Here is a 14,540-nt window from a genome sequence, read left to right as displayed (position 1 = left end):
GAACTACTATCCGCCCAATGCCCGAAGCAATACCCCCCGGATTTGAGTCGCTGGCCACGAGCCGCGCCTTCTACACGCAGGAATCCATGCTGGCCGTGGAAACGCGTAAGCGTAAGCTGTTTATCGGCTTGCCCCGGGAAACCTCGTTGCAGGAAAACCGCATCTGCCTGACCCCCGAAGCCGTGAAGCACCTCGTCAACGAGGGCCACGAGGTGGTGATGGAAAGTGGGGCCGGGGAGCCCAGCAAATACTCCGACCACGACTACTCCGAGGCGGGTGCTACCATTGCCTACTCCCAGAAGGAAGTCTACGAAGCCGACCTGATTCTGAAAGTGGCCCCGCCCACGCAGGAGGAAATCGAGTTTCTAAAGTCCAACCAGACCCTGATTTCGGCTTTGCAATTCGGCTCCCTCACGGCCGACTACATCACGGCCATCCTGCGCAAGAAGGTGAATGCCATCAGCTTCGAGCTGATCAAGGACCCCTCGGGGGCCCGGCCGGTGGTGCGGGCCATGAGCGAAATTGCCGGCTCCACCGTTATGCTGGTGGCCGCCGAGTACCTGGCCCGCTCCAATGAGGGCAAGGGCGTTATTCTGGGTGGCATTACCGGCGTGCCCCCGTCCCAGGTCGTGATTCTGGGGGCCGGCACCGTGGCCGAGTATGCCGCCCGGGCGGCCACGGGGCTGGGCGCCGAGGTGAAGGTGTTCGACAACCACCTCTACAAGCTGCGCCGCCTGAAGGAGAACCTGGGCACCATGCTCTACACCAGCACCCTGGATACGTTCGTGCTCAACCAGCAGATCCGCCGGGCCGACGTCGTAATTGGGGCCCTGAATGCTGAGGAAGGCCGGATTCCGTTTATGGTGCCCGAAAGCGTGGTGGCCAGCATGGCGCCCGGCTCGGTGATTATCGACGTGAGCATCGACCAGGGTGGCTGCTTCGAAACCTCGGAAATGACCAGCCACAGCAAGCCCGTGTACCGCAAGTATGACGTGGTGCACTACTGCGTGCCCAATATTGCTTCCCGCGTACCCCGCACCGCTACCAACGCCCTGAGCAACATCTTTACGCCCATTCTGCAGGAAATCAGCCAGCACGGGGGCATCAACGAGGTGCTGTTTACCAACGAGCATTTCCGTTCGGGCGTCTACGTCTACAAAGGCTCGTTGACCAATGCCTCTATTGCCAAGAAGTTCAACATGCGCTACAAGGAACTGGGCCTGATGATAGCCGTGCGAAATTAGAGGCTGTTATTACGGATTCGACGAAGTTTACAGAGCCATTGGATCTGGTAATTGAACCCCAATAAGTAAAAGCCAGCATTCCGGTGCGGGCTTTTTACTTTTTTAGCGGCTTCAACGTCTCTTCTATGGATTCTGCTCCCAACTCCGCCCTCATTACGGCCCGCCCCGTTCTCGACTTTCCCTCCGCCCAGGTCACCGAGGCCATGAACCGCTCCTTCGAGGAGTACTTCGTGCCCCTGGTCTTCACACCCGAAACCTTCGAGCGGCGCTTTCGCTCGGAACACCTCGATGCCCAAGCCAGCAAGCTCTGGTTTCAGGGGGAAGAGCTGGTGGGACTGGTGCTCATTGCCCGGCGGGGCTATACGAGCCGGGTGGCGGCTATGGGGCTGGTCATTGAAGCCCGGGGCCGGCGCTACGGCCGGCAGATGCTGCAAACGGCCCTCGACGAAGCCCACGCCCGCGGCGACCGAAGCGTGCTGCTGGAAGTATTCGTGCCCAACGAGCGGGCCCGCCGCCTCTACGAGCGGCTGGGCTTCCGCAACACCCGGGAGCTGTTTACCTTCCGCCGCGTGCCGCAGCCGGTGAAAGCTGCCGCCCAGCTCACCGAAATCGACCAGCTGGCAGTAGCTTACTTGGTAGCCCGCGAAGGGGAGCAGAACCTGCCTTGGATGATTACGGCCGAGTCGCTGATGGCGGCCGCCGCACCTTCGCGGGCTTTTGGCTTGGAGGAGAAAGCCTTTATCGTGCTGCGCCCCGAGGCCGAGCGGACCTTGGTGCAGTCCATTATTGTGCGCCGGGAATTCCGGCGGCAGGGCTGGGGACAGCGGCTCCTGCAAGCCGTGGAGGTGGCCTTCCCAGAGCAGCCGCTGATGATGCCCATGGTAACGCAGGGGCCGGGCTACGACTTTCTACGGGCGGCCGGGTGGGAGCCGCTGGAGTTGTCGTTGTATGAAATGGAGTGCCCGTTGTGATGTAGAGACGCATACTTGCGTCTCTACGATACACAATAATCGTGGCGACAAGCAACGTCTGCAACGATTGAGACGCAAATAAATATGCGTCTCTACATCACGCTACTGCTTACTCGGCCAGCAGCAGTACTTTCCAGGCTGCCAGGAGCTGGCCTTCTTCCAGGTACTGCTTGCCCAGCAGCGTTAGCTGCTTTTTTAGCTCCAGAGGTTCGTCGCGGTGCTTGTTGAGCGTGTAAGCTACCAGGGGCTCTTGTCGGAACGCCGCTACCTGCTCGGGCGTGGGCAGGGCTTCACGCTCGATATTTCCCAGGCGGCCCAGATTGTTGCCCGTGAGCAGGTCGGAGGTGCGCAGGTGCTCGGGGAGCTGGTCGTAGCCGATGCCCATGTTGCGGTTGGGCTTGGGTACTTCAAACAGGCTGCTGCCCGCCGCCCGGCAGTACCAGTCGCCGCCGAGGCGGGCAATGGCGTCGAGCTTGAAGGGGTCGATGCCCAGGCCCGAGGGCAGCACAATGTCTTCGCGGAAGTGGGCCAGCACCACCCGGCAGATGATCAGGTTGCCGGCCCCGTTGTTCTGGCCCAGCTCAATGATCTGCTCGACCACGCACTCGAAGGCGGCCGGGGCTTCGGCCACGCGCGGGGGCTTAACTTTTTGGCTGGGTACCTCGGTAAAGCCGGCTTTGACGAACTCATTGACGCCCTTTGCATACTCGGTGCTGGCCAAGGACATCTGCTCGACCATGGCGTAGTCGCAGATGTGGATGACGACTTCGGGCACCTCGCGCACGTTTTGCAGGGTGTGCTTCTGCGAGTTATCGCGCACCCGATTGGCGGGCGAAAACACCAGAATCGGCGGGTTGGAGCCGAAGCAGTTGAAGAAGCTGTAGGGACTCAGGTTCACGCTGCCGTCGGCGGCAATGGTGCTGGCAAAAGCCACCGGCCGCGGGGCCACGGCGCCCACCAGAAACGGGTGCAGCTCACTGGGCTTAATCAGGGCGGGGTCGATGGTGCGGAACGGGGTGGGGAGAGCAGTGGGCATGGCAGGGGAGACGTTGGGCGGGCGAAGTTCAGGGTTTATGGGCAAATAGTTGTCGTTTGAACGTCCTATCGAGCCCTGCGAGACATTTCGCGTGCTTCGTTGCCAAGCTAACTGGGGTTTCCCGTCTGTCATCCTGGGCCTGCAAAGGGCTTTATAAGAGAGAAACGACCGGCGTAACGGCGACCAGTGCCCGCTGGCTAAGGTCCTGCACTGCGTTCAGGATGACAGCCGATTAATGCAAACACCCCATAATATTCCGAACTATAGATACTTTTACCCGCGCGCCACCCTCTTCACCACGCCTGTTATGTTCGGAATAAACCATATCAAGTTCGATTCGATGACCTACGCCATTCACTACAAGAATGGCCGCATTGCCAAAGAGGGGCGGGGGTTGTCGTTCTATTATTTCTCGCCCAACAGCTCCATTGTCGCTATTCCGATGGGCAGCAACGACCTGCCTTTTATCTTCAACGAAACCACTCACGACTACCAGACCGTCTCGATTCAGGGGCAGATAACCTATAAGGCCGGCAACCCCAAGCAGCTGGCCGAGGTGCTCGATTTCACCGTCGACAGCCGGGGCGTGTACAAGAAAAACGACCTGGAAAAGCTCCACCAGCGCATCATCAACGAGGCCCAGACCGCCACGGCCACCTTCGTGCAGAGCCTGGGGCTGAAGGACGCCATGCGGGCAGCCAAGGCCATTGAGGTCCATATCGTGGAGGGCTTGGCCGCCTCCAAGGCCGTGGGGCTGCTGGGCATCGAGGTGCTGGGCGTGAATATTCTGGCCGTGAAAGCCACCCCGGAAATGGGCCGGGCCCTGGAAACCGAGACCCGGGAAAAGCTGCAGCAGGAAGCCGACCAGGCCGTGTTTGAGCGCCGCAACTTCGCCGTGGAGCAGGAGCGCAAAATCCGGGAAAGTGAGCTGAACACCGAAATTGCGGTGGAGGAAAAGAACAAGCAGATTGCCGAGAAGAAAATCGAGGGCGAGATGCAGAAGGCCAACAGCACCCGCAAGCTGCGCGAAATGAAGGTGCAGGCCGACATTGCCGTGGAAGAGCAGCGCAAATTGCTCATCGAGCAGAACGCCGAAAACCAGCGCCGCGAAGCCGAAACCCGCGGCTACGTGCTCGAAACCACCCTGCGGCCCTACAAAGACATGGACTGGAAGCTGCTGGTGGCCCTGAGCAACAACCCCGACCCCAAGTTCAACATTGCTCTGGCCTTCCGCGAGCTGGCCGAAAATGCCGCCAAAATCGGTACCCTCAATATCTCGCCCGACCTGCTCGACTCCCTGGTCAGCGACCCGGCCGACAAGTCCCACCCTAGTTCGCAAAACCCGCAGCCCCGGCGATGAGCGGCATCGACTACGCCATTCTGGTGCGCAACAAAACCCGGCTCGAGCAGCTCATCGAGCGGTTTAATACCCCCGCCCAGGCCCGGTTCTACATCGAGAGTATGGGCGGGGAGTTTGCCGAATACGAGCAGGAAAACGCCCGCTTCCAGGAGTCGTTTTCCCTGGTGCAGCGCCGTCTTTCGTCGGTTATCAAAAACAAGGTGGTGGAGCGGGCCTACCTGCCCTCCTTCCTCTTCAATCCCAAGCAATTGGTGGTGGTAGTGGGCCAGGATGGGTTGGTGGCCAACACGGCCAAGTACGTCGGCGGCATCCCGATTATTGCCGTCAACCCCGACCAGGAGCGCTACGACGGGGTGCTGCTGCCCTTCACGCCCCAGGACTTTCTGCGGGCCGTGGAGCGGGTGCTGGCCGACCGGTATAGCGTGCGGGAAGCGGCCCTGGCCGAGGCCCGCCTCAACGACGGGCAGCGCCTGCTGGCTTTCAACGACCTCTTTATCGGGGCCGCTTCCCACGTCTCGGCCCGCTACCGGATTGGGTTCGGCGAAGAGGCGGAAAACCACTCGTCGTCGGGGGTTATCGTGTCGACCAAGTCGGGTTCGACGGGCTGGCTCAGTTCTATTTTCAACATGACGGCCGGCATGGCCCGGTTTCTGGACGGGGATGAAATACCGGCGCCGCAGCCCTCGTTAGCGGAGAACGAGCTAATGTTTGTGGTGCGCGAAGCCTTTCGCAGCAAGCGCACCCAGGCCAGCCTCACCGCCGGCATTCTGGGCGAATACGAGCCACTGCTCATCGAGTCGTTTATGCCCAGCAACGGGGTAATCTTTTCCGACGGCGTGGAAACCGATTTTCTGCAGTTCAACGCCGGCGCCATTGCCACCATCGGCGTAGCCCCGGAGAAGGCCCGGCTGGTAGTAAAAGGGTAGGGCCGGCCTGGCTTTATTGAGGTATATTCAATCTGCTGCTGATGTCTGCAAAGTCGTACTTCGTCCGGGTGCTGTTGGCCCTGCTCACTTTAATCGGGCTCAGGGCCCACGGCGCGGCTCCCGCTGCCGATACCCTGCGCCTGCGCCGGCACCTGCTGGCCCTTACGGCCACGCCCCAGCCCCGCAACTATCAGCACCTAGCTAGTCTTAACCAGGCCGCCAGCTACATTCAGCAGCACCTGCTCAGTGCCGGGGCTCGTTTCGCCGAGCAGCCCTACCAAGTGCAGGGCAACACGTACCGCAACCTCATTGGCTCTTTCGGGCCCGAAAACGGCCCTCGCCTGATTATTGGAGCCCACTACGACGTGTGTGGCGAGCAGCCCGGGGCCGACGACAACGGCACCGGCGTAGCCGCCCTGCTCGAGTTGGCCCGCCTGCTGGGCCAGCAGCCCAGCCTGTCCTACCGCATCGACCTGGTAGCCTACACGCTGGAAGAGCCACCGTTTTTCCGCACCAAGAACATGGGTAGCTACGTGCACGCCAAGGCCTTGCACGAGGCCGGGGTAGACGTGAAAGGCATGGTGGCCCTGGAAATGCTGGGCTACTACGACGACCGGAAAAAGACTCAGGATTATCCCTTCGGCCCCCTGAGACTGGTGTACGGCAGCCGGGGCAACTACGTCACGGTGGCTCAGAAATTCGGCAACGGCCGCTTCGGCCGGCAGTTTGCCCGGCATTACAAACGCGTGGCTACGCTGCCCGTGAAGCGTTTTAAGGCGCCGGCCTGGCTGCCCGGCATCGACTTCTCCGACCACCTCAACTACTGGCAGTTCGACTACTCGGCGGTCCTGCTTACCGACACGGCCTTTTACCGCAACAAGCACTACCACGAGCCCACCGACACCGTCGGCCGCCTGGATATGCACCGCCTGGGCCTGAGCGTGGAAGCGCTGTTGGCCGTTGTGTTGGCGCTCTAGCCGTTAGGCCGTAGCGGGTAACTGCCCCACCCATACCCAGCCGGTTTGTACGGCTAAAAATGTGCGGTTCGGCAACTGGTATTCGCGGTGAGGAAGGCGCAGCAGGGTTTGCGGCCAGCCCTCGGAGTACTCATCCGCTTCGTACATCACCTCCCAGGGATGCGCTTCCCAGGCAAGCCGGTCGGCACCGGGCAGGCGGTAATACGCCGGCGGGAGGGCGGGGGCGTCTGAGTCAGATGAGGGCCCCCAGTTCTGGTAGGCCGCTATACGCTCCTGGATGCCGACCACAACCTGAGAACTGTGGGCAAACTCGGGACCGACAAGCCAGTCGGCGCAATAGGCAGGTTCGGCCAAGGCGGCCAGTTGCCGCTGCCAGGCAAAAAAGGTGGTAAGTAGGTGCCGAACGGCCCATTGACGAATCGGGCAGGGCGGCTGCCGATGATGCCAGTGCCCCAGCCCCAGTTTCTGATAAAAGTAATGCTGCCTCCGCAGGGTAGCAAGTTGTAACTCGCCCGGTACACTGCTCGCTCGCTGCAGCCGTCGTAGATGCCGCTTGCCGCCGCGGGCTTTTTTTCGAGACGGGCTGCTGGCCGTGCGGTAGGAAATCATAGTTGCTAAATTACTATATATTTACTAATTACGTATAGTCTGTACGTAAGTATTCACTCACCCAGCTATGACCAAGCCCGCCTGCCCCAAATGCGAATCAACGGAAGCCACCAAAAGCGGTATTGTTGGCGGCCGTCAGCGGTTTAAATGTAAAAAGTGCGGCTACCACTTCTCCGTAGCCAAAGTCGGGCGGGAGGTCGATACCTATTACGTTATCAAGGCGTTGCAGCTGTACGTGGAAGGCGTGAGCTACCGGGAAATTGAACGGCTGCTGGGCGTCAGCCACGTGAGCGTGATGAACTGGGTGAAGAAGTATGGCATGAAGGCTCCCCGGCAAACGGATTACCATCCGACGTATAAAATTCTGAATCAAAAGGAATTAGCGGAGTTCTTTCAGAATCCGCAGAATGTGAAAGGAGCCGGGCTGATGGTGACCGAACTCGGAGACAAGTACATGATGATTCGGTGGGAGCGTTTTAAAGGAGGTTGAGCTATAGTATTTAGCGGAAATATAGCAAGTATATGACTTCCGGCGGCTGGTTTTGCTATTTGGTCGGGCCGCAGCGCAGAGGATGAGCAGCTGTGCCGCGGCGGCCGACCTTCTCTTACTCACAACCCGCCAATCTGATGAGGACTATTTCTTACGCGCTGGGTATTAGCATGCTGTTGGCAGCTGCCAGTAGCGCCACCGCCCAGGTACAACCACCGCCCGCCACCTCTACGCCGGCCCCGCCGCCGGCTACCCCAGCCCCACCACCCGCCACGCCGGCGCCGGCCGTGTCGGCTCCCTACGGACCGGGCATGAAAGTGAATATCTCCCCCGACGGCTCCAAGTACCTGCGCTTCATGACCTGGCACCAGGTGTATGTGCGCTACAATGAAAATAATACGGGCACGACGCGGGCCCCGGGCCAAGCCAAGGACAGCCAGCTTGATTTTGGCATCCGTCGTTCCCGCCTGCTCATTCTGGCCCAGCTTAATCCTCGCTTTCTGATTTATACTCACCTGGGTATCAACAACCAGAACGTAGTGAGTGGGGGAGCCCCGGGGCAGCCCAATGAGCCCGGTAAAAAGCCCCAGTTCTTTATTCACGAGGCCGTGACGGAGTATAAGGTCAACAAGTACCTGAGCCTGGGCGCGGGCCTGCACTACTTCAACGGTATTTCCCGCCTGACCAATGCCAGCACCACCAGCATGCTGGCCATGGACTTCCCGCTGACCAACTTCCCTACCATCGAGCTAACCGACCAGTTTGCCCGCTGGCTGGGCATCTACGCCAAGGGGCGGGTGGGTAAGTTTGACTACCGGGTGAGCATGAGTGACGCCTTTCTGACCAACCTGGCCAGCACCCCCCTGAGCCTGGGCGTAACAACGGCCGGGGTCAGTACCGGTACCGGGGTGGCCACCTACAATCCGCAGAACACCGGCCACGTGTACCAGGGCTACTTCAGCTACAACTTTCTGGAGCCCGAAGCCAACCTGCTGCCCTATATGACGGGTACCTACCTGGGGACCAAGCGGGTATTCAGCATCGGGGCGGGCTTCCTTTACAACAAGGACGCCATGTACTCGCGCCCGACCTCCAGCGTGGTGCCCGTCACGGCTGCCGTGACGGCCGACCCCTTTGGCACTGTGCCCACGACCAAGCACGACATGAAGCTTTTTGGCGTGGATGCTTTCTACGACGTGCCCCTGGACACGGCGGCCCGCACGGCCATTACCCTGTACGGGGTGTACTACAACTACGACCTGGGGCCTAACTACGTGCGCTTTGTAGGGCCCGAAAACCCGGGCTACGGGGTGGTAGCGGGCAACGCGGCCGTGCGCGGCAACGCCTACCCACAGTCGGGCACGGGCTCTTCCCAGTACCTGAACGCGGGCTTTCTGCTGCCTAAAAATACCCTGGGCCCCAAGGTGCGCCTGCAGCCTTACGTAGCCTACCTGCACAGCAGCTACGAAGGGCTGCGCGACCGGGACGGGGAACGCAAAGGCATGAATATGTACGACGCCGGGGTGAACGTGCTGATTGACGGGCACAACGCCAAGGTGACGCTCAACTACCGCGCCCGACCCGACTTCACCGACGTGAACAGCATCCGGTACCGCCCCGAAATAACCCTGCAAACCCAGGTGTTCCTCTAAGCCCTGAAGGGCGCTGTCTGGTCTACATTCCTCACCTTCTCACCCGTTTTCCTTCATTATGGAACACAGCCTGAACACTCCCGGCATCGGAGCGGCGGCCGACGCGCCGGTAGCGCACGATAACAATGCCGTGTCGACCAGCAAGATCTGGCAAGTCATTACGGCTTCTTCGGTCGGTACCGTCATCGAGTGGTACGACTTCTACATCTTCGGCTCCCTGGCCGCCATTATCGGGCCGGTGCTGTTTGGCTCCACGGGCAAGATCGAAGATACCATTCTGGGGACGCTGGCCGTATTTGGGGCCGGCTTCGTGGTGCGGCCCTTCGGGGCCCTGTTCTTCGGCCGCATCGGCGACATGATCGGGCGCAAGTACACCTTCCTGCTCACGCTGCTCATTATGGGTGGGGCTACCTTCGTCACGGGCCTGATTCCGAGCTACGACAAAATCGGGCTGGCCGCGCCCATCATCGTGACCATTCTGCGCCTGCTGCAGGGCCTGGCGTTGGGGGGCGAATACGGCGGGGCCACCACCTATGTGGCCGAGCACTCGCCCGACCATAAACGGGGCTACTACACCAGCTTTATTCAGATTACGGCCACGGCCGGTCTGCTGCTGAGCGTGCTCGTCATTATTGCCACCCGCAAAACCATGGGCGAAGCGGCCTTTAAGGAGTGGGGCTGGCGTATTCCCTTCCTGCTCTCGGGCCTGCTCGTTATTGCCTCCTACTACATCCGCCGCAAGCTGCACGAGTCGCCCTTGTTTGCCAAGGCCAAATCGGAGGGCAAGACTAGCACCAACCCGCTGCGCGAATCCTTCGTGAACCCCGTAAACCGCCGCCTGGTGCTCATTTCCCTGTTTGGCGCCACCATGGGCCAGGGCGTGGTGTGGTACACGGGCCAGTTCTACGCCTACTCCTTTATGCAGAACACGCTGAAGCTGGACTTGGTTGACGCCAGCCTGGTGCTGTGCAGCGCCCTGATTCTGGCCACGCCCTTCTTCGTGTACTTCGGCTCGTTGTCGGACCGCATCGGGCGCAAGAAAATCATCATGATGGGCCTGCTCTGCGGGGCGCTGTTCAGCTTCCCGATTTTCTACGGCCTCAAGCAGTTTGCGGGCCCTATTACGGAGGTGACGGCCGCAACTGTGGATGCTACGGGCAAGGCCGTGCCGGCCGTGATGAAGGCCCTGCAGCCCAACCTGCTGGCCATGACGGCCCTGGTCTTCTGCCTGGTCTTGTTCGTGACGATGGCCTACGGGCCTATTGCGGCCTACCTCGTGGAACTGTTCCCGACCAAGGTGCGCTACACGTCGCTGTCGTTGCCCTACCACATCGGCAATGGCGTCTTCGGCGGCTTTGTGCCCCTGATTGCCACCGCCCTGACGCTGCGCGCCGCCGCCTCCGACACGCCCTTTATCAAGGAGCACAGCACGTTGGCTGGCCTGGTGTACCCAGTGGGCATTGCCCTGATCTGCTGGATTATCGGGCAGGCTCTGATGAAGGACGTGCGCAACGTGAAGCTCATGGACGAGCAGTAGGAACTTTGCAAAGAGTTGATTTGGTGAAAAAGTCCGCTGCGCCCCTGGTTCGGCGGACTTTCCAACGTCTGACCCCAGGCCTTTGACGTGCAAAACAGCCGGATTTCGCTTATTTTCCGACTTCTCCACTTTCCCACTCTCCACCTTTTGTCTAGCCGATGGCTGCCATGTCGCCCCAGGAACAAGCCGAGCAGCGCCGCGGGCAGCGCCTGCTGTTTGTAAGCCTGCTATTTGGGGTCCTGCTCAATTTTCCGCTGTTGGCCGTATTCGACCAGGGCGGGCGGGTGGGCAGCATTCCGGTGCTTTACCTCTACGTGTTGCTGACCTGGTGCCTGCTCGTGCTGCTGACCTGGCGGCTGGTAAAGGTGAAATAACCGGCTGGCCGCGTCGGCAGTAGCGCCGCTGTCAGTTAGTCTTATGCCGCCGCTCCGGCTGGCCGTTGTTTAGATTCTGCTTTCTTCCTTCCTCACAACTTCGTCTTTGAACAAGCTGCTGGTTATCGGCTTTTCGGTGGGCTACCTGGCCTTGCTGTTTGGGGTGGCCTACGCCGCCGAACGGCGCTCGGCTGAGCGCCGCAGCTTGGTCAGCAACCCCTACGTGTACGCCCTGAGCATGGCCGTGTACTGCACCGCCTGGACTTACTACGGCAGCGTGGGACGGGCCGCGCACTTTGGGCTGGAGTTTGTGGGTATCTACCTGGGCCCCACGCTGCTGGCCCCGGCCTGGTGGCTGGTGCTGCGCAAGATTATCCGCATCTGCCGCCTGCAGCGCCTCACCTCCATTGCCGACTTTATTTCGGCCCGCTACGGGAAAAGTGCCTCCTTGGGCGCCTTGGTTACGGTCGTCAGCGTGCTGGGTATTGTGCCCTACATTTCCCTGCAGATCAAAGCCATAGCCTCTTCGTTCGATATTATAACCGGGGGAGGGGGCAGCGGCTTTGCCCGGCAGTCGGGTAGCGCGGCCGGCTCGGCGCTGTATACCACGGCGGCTCTGGCCTTTTTTACCATTATTTTCGGGGTGCGCAGCGTGGAAGCCACCGAGCGCCACGAAGGTATGGTACTGGCCGTGGCCCTGGAGTCCTTAGTGAAGCTGGTAGCCTTTCTGGCCGTGGGCGTGTTCGTGACGTACGGGCTCTACGACGGCTTCGGCGACGTATTCGAAAAGGCCGCCGCCGTGCCGGCCCTCAGCCGCTTGTTTACCCTGCACGGCGCCGGTACGAGCAGCCCGCAGTGGTTTACCCTGCTCGTGCTCAGCGTGGCCGCCATTGTGCTGCTGCCCCGGCAGTTTCAGGTGGCAGTGGTCGAAAACGTGAATGAAGACCACTTGCGCAAGGCCATGTGGCTGTTTCCGCTCTACCTGATTATTATCAACCTGTTTGTGCTGCCCATTGCCTTCGGGGGCGCTTTGCTCTACGCCGGCCGCAGCTTCGATGCCGACACCTTCGTGCTGGCTCTGCCCCTGGACGCGGGCCAGCAGTGGCTGGCCTTGTTCACCTACCTGGGCGGCTTGTCGGCAGCCAGTAGCATGATTGTCGTCGAAACCATTGCCCTGAGCGTGATGATGAGCAACAGCCTGCTCATGCCCCTGCTGGTGCGCATGCCCGCGGCCCGCGCCGGGGATGGGGCGCGGTGGTTTGCCTACCTGGGCCAGGCCGCCCTGCAAAGCCGCCGCCTGGCCGTGGTGCTGGTGCTGCTGCTCGCCTATGGCTACTACAAATTCATTGGTCATACCCTGTCGCTGGTCAATATCGGGCTGGTGTCGTTTGCCGCCGTGGCGCAGTTTGTGCCGGTAGTGCTAGGCAGCCTGTACTGGAAGGGCGGCACCTACCGCGGAGCCACGGCCGGCATTCTGGCGGGCTTTCTGGTGTGGTTCTTCACGCTGGTACTGCCCACCATGGTCGGCCCGGGCCTGTTGCCCACCGGCCTGCTCGAGGAAGGCGCCTTTGGCTGGAGCGGCCTGCGGCCTTTTGCCCTGTTTGGACTAGAGGGCCTGGATTATCTCTCGCACGGGCTGTTTTGGAGCTGGTTTTTCAATATCGGCTGCTACGTGGGCTTCTCGTTGCTGAGTGAGCCCACGCCGCTGGAGCAGCGCCAGGCCGACGTGTTTGTCGATGTATTTCGCTACCGCAACGTGTTTGAGGGTCCGGCCGGCTGGCAGGGCGGGGCGGCCCTGCCCGACGTGCGGGCCCTGCTCACCGGCTTTCTGGGAAAGAAGCGCACGGCCCAGGCCCTGCACGCCTTCTCCGACCGGTTTCCCGACGCCCATCCTTCCGAAACCACGGCCACGGAGGCCGACCCGCGCCTGCTGGCCTACGCCGAAAAGCTGCTGGCCGGTTCTATCGGGCCCGCTTCGGCCCGCCTGCTCATGGCCTCGTCGGTGGGCGTGGAGGACATCAGCTTCGACAACGTGGTGGGCATTCTGCGCGAGTCGCAGCAGCTGCTCGAGGCCAACCGCCAGCTCCAGAAACAGTCGCGCCAGCTTCAGCGCCTCACCGACCAGCTGCAAGTGGCCTACGACCAGCTCCAGGCCCTTGACCACCAGAAAGACGAGTTTCTCTACACCGTGACCCACGAGCTGCGCACGCCCCTGACCAGCATCCGGGCCCTGTCCGAAATTCTGACCGATAACCCCGACATTGCGGAAGCCGAACGGAATCATTTTCTGCAAACCATTACCAAGGAAGCCGAACGCCTGAGCCGCCTGATTACGCTGGTGCTCGACCTGGAAAAGTATGAATCGGGGCAGGCCACGCTGGAGTGCGCCCCGCTCGACGTGGCCGAGGTCGTCAACGACGCCACGGACGCCGTTGGTCAGCTCGTGCGGGCCAAGAGCATTCAACTCGACGTGGTGGTGCCGCCTGGCCTGCCCCGCCTGCCCGGCGACCGGGACCGGCTGATGCAGGTACTGGTCAACCTGTTGTCCAACGCCGTCAAGTCGTGCCGGGCCGATGGGCTCGGGCGTATTGCGGTGGTAGCCGAGGCGAGCCGGGCGGGCGTGCTGCGCCTGAGCGTGCGCGACAACGGCAAGGGCATCGACCCGGCGTATCACACCCTGATTTTCGACAAGTTCTTCCAGGCCAAAAACCAGACGACCCGCAAGCCGGAGGGCTCGGGCCTGGGCCTGGCCATCACTAAAAAGATTGTGGAACTGCACGCCGGCCGCATCTGGGTGGAAAGCCAGCCGGAACAGGGGGCCTGCTTTTCGCTGGAGCTGCCCATTACTTCGGCCCCCATCTGAGGTTGTTTTCCCTTGTTTCCGCCCCGTTTTCCCACGCCTTTCCCAACGCTGAGCTATGAGTGCCCCGCAGATTCTGATTGTTGATGACGAACCCAACATCGTGATGTCCCTCGAATTTCTGATGCGCAAAAGCGGCTACCAGGTCGGCATTGCCCGCAACGGTACTGAGGCCCTGGAGGCCATCGACCACACGGCCTTCGACGTGATTCTGCTCGATATCATGATGCCCGACGTCGACGGCTACCACGTGTGCCAGCACGTGAAAAGCCGCCCCGACCGGCAGCGCACCAAAGTGATTTTCCTTAGCGCCAAGAGTAAGGAGGCCGATATTCAGCGCGGCTACGACGTGGGGGCCGACCTCTATATTCCCAAGCCCTTCAGTACCCGCCAGCTGATGGAAAAGGTAAAGGAGCTGGTGGCCGCGCCGGCTTCCAGTACCTAAATCCTGAGTCCCAACCCACTAAAGCAGCTGCCCCGGCCGTTCGGGCCGCTGTCCCGTTT

At 61.1% G+C, this 14,540-nt stretch carries 13 protein-coding genes; 11 read left to right on the top strand and 2 right to left on the bottom strand.

Features of this window, described 5'->3' with window-relative positions; all coding sequences use genetic code 11:
* Window positions 1-17 precede the first annotated feature (17 nt).
* Entirely contained in the window at window positions 18-1,244 is a 1,227-nt protein-coding gene (locus E5K02_RS04920; protein WP_135392632.1) for an alanine dehydrogenase, read from the top strand.
* A gap of 125 nt (window positions 1,245-1,369) precedes the next feature.
* The gene (locus tag E5K02_RS04915; RefSeq protein ID WP_135392630.1) at window positions 1,370-2,215 is read left to right on the top strand and encodes a GNAT family N-acetyltransferase; all 846 of its coding nucleotides are present in this window, start codon (window positions 1,370-1,372) and stop codon (window positions 2,213-2,215) included.
* Window positions 2,216-2,324: 109 nt separating this feature from the next.
* On the opposite strand, the gene E5K02_RS04910 is transcribed toward E5K02_RS04915, so the two are convergent.
* The gene (locus E5K02_RS04910; protein WP_135392628.1) at window positions 2,325-3,251 is read right to left on the bottom strand and encodes a flavin reductase family protein; all 927 of its coding nucleotides are present in this window, start codon (window positions 3,249-3,251) and stop codon (window positions 2,325-2,327) included.
* A 307-nt stretch (window positions 3,252-3,558) separates the two neighbouring features.
* On the opposite strand from E5K02_RS04910, the gene E5K02_RS04905 reads away from it, so the two are divergent.
* From E5K02_RS04905 to E5K02_RS04895, 3 genes are read left to right on the top strand one after another with little or no spacing between them, the layout of a single operon-like run.
* Window positions 3,559-4,611, top strand: coding sequence for an SPFH domain-containing protein (locus E5K02_RS04905; protein WP_135392626.1), 1,053 nt, complete (start codon window positions 3,559-3,561; stop codon window positions 4,609-4,611).
* Window positions 4,608-5,537, top strand: coding sequence for an NAD(+)/NADH kinase (locus E5K02_RS04900; RefSeq protein ID WP_135392624.1), 930 nt, complete (start codon window positions 4,608-4,610; stop codon window positions 5,535-5,537). Before E5K02_RS04905 ends, E5K02_RS04900 begins: the two co-directional genes overlap by 4 nt.
* A gap of 41 nt (window positions 5,538-5,578) precedes the next feature.
* Complete coding sequence (locus E5K02_RS04895) at window positions 5,579-6,514, top strand: M28 family peptidase (RefSeq protein ID WP_135392622.1); 936 nt, start codon at window positions 5,579-5,581, stop codon at window positions 6,512-6,514.
* Between the two features lie 3 nt (window positions 6,515-6,517).
* Here E5K02_RS04895 and E5K02_RS04890 read toward each other — a convergent pair whose 3' ends face one another.
* Window positions 6,518-7,123, bottom strand: a complete 606-nt coding sequence (locus E5K02_RS04890) for a hypothetical protein (protein ID WP_135392620.1) — start codon at window positions 7,121-7,123, stop codon at window positions 6,518-6,520.
* 67 nt (window positions 7,124-7,190) lie between these two features.
* Between E5K02_RS04890 and E5K02_RS04885 the strand changes: the two genes are divergently transcribed.
* The 6 genes from E5K02_RS04885 to E5K02_RS04860 all read left to right on the top strand — a co-directional run bounded on the left by E5K02_RS04885 (window position 7,191) and on the right by E5K02_RS04860 (window position 14,481).
* Window positions 7,191-7,613, top strand: a complete 423-nt coding sequence (locus E5K02_RS04885; RefSeq protein WP_135392618.1) for an IS1/IS1595 family N-terminal zinc-binding domain-containing protein — start codon at window positions 7,191-7,193, stop codon at window positions 7,611-7,613.
* Window positions 7,614-7,750: 137 nt separating this feature from the next.
* Entirely contained in the window at window positions 7,751-9,265 is a 1,515-nt protein-coding gene (locus E5K02_RS04880; RefSeq protein WP_240737157.1) for a hypothetical protein, read from the top strand.
* Window positions 9,266-9,323: 58 nt separating this feature from the next.
* Window positions 9,324-10,802 carry an MFS transporter gene (locus tag E5K02_RS04875; RefSeq protein WP_135392616.1) on the top strand — a complete coding sequence of 493 codons (1,479 nt, stop codon included), beginning with the start codon at window positions 9,324-9,326 and terminating at the stop codon, window positions 10,800-10,802.
* 158 nt (window positions 10,803-10,960) lie between these two features.
* The gene (locus E5K02_RS04870) at window positions 10,961-11,176 is read left to right on the top strand and encodes a hypothetical protein (RefSeq protein ID WP_167856284.1); all 216 of its coding nucleotides are present in this window, start codon (window positions 10,961-10,963) and stop codon (window positions 11,174-11,176) included.
* Between the two features lie 106 nt (window positions 11,177-11,282).
* A complete protein-coding gene (locus E5K02_RS04865) occupies window positions 11,283-14,039 on the top strand; it encodes a sensor histidine kinase (RefSeq protein ID WP_135392612.1) in 2,757 nt (918 codons plus the stop codon).
* A 55-nt stretch (window positions 14,040-14,094) separates the two neighbouring features.
* The gene (locus E5K02_RS04860; protein WP_135392610.1) at window positions 14,095-14,481 is read left to right on the top strand and encodes a response regulator transcription factor; all 387 of its coding nucleotides are present in this window, start codon (window positions 14,095-14,097) and stop codon (window positions 14,479-14,481) included.
* Window positions 14,482-14,540: the final 59 nt, after the last annotated feature.

This window comes from Hymenobacter metallicola (assembly GCF_004745645.1).
GTDB lineage: Bacteria > Bacteroidota > Bacteroidia > Cytophagales > Hymenobacteraceae > Hymenobacter > Hymenobacter metallicola.
Note: the sequence above shows the minus strand (reverse complement) of the source record. Positions and strands in the feature narration are given on the sequence as shown.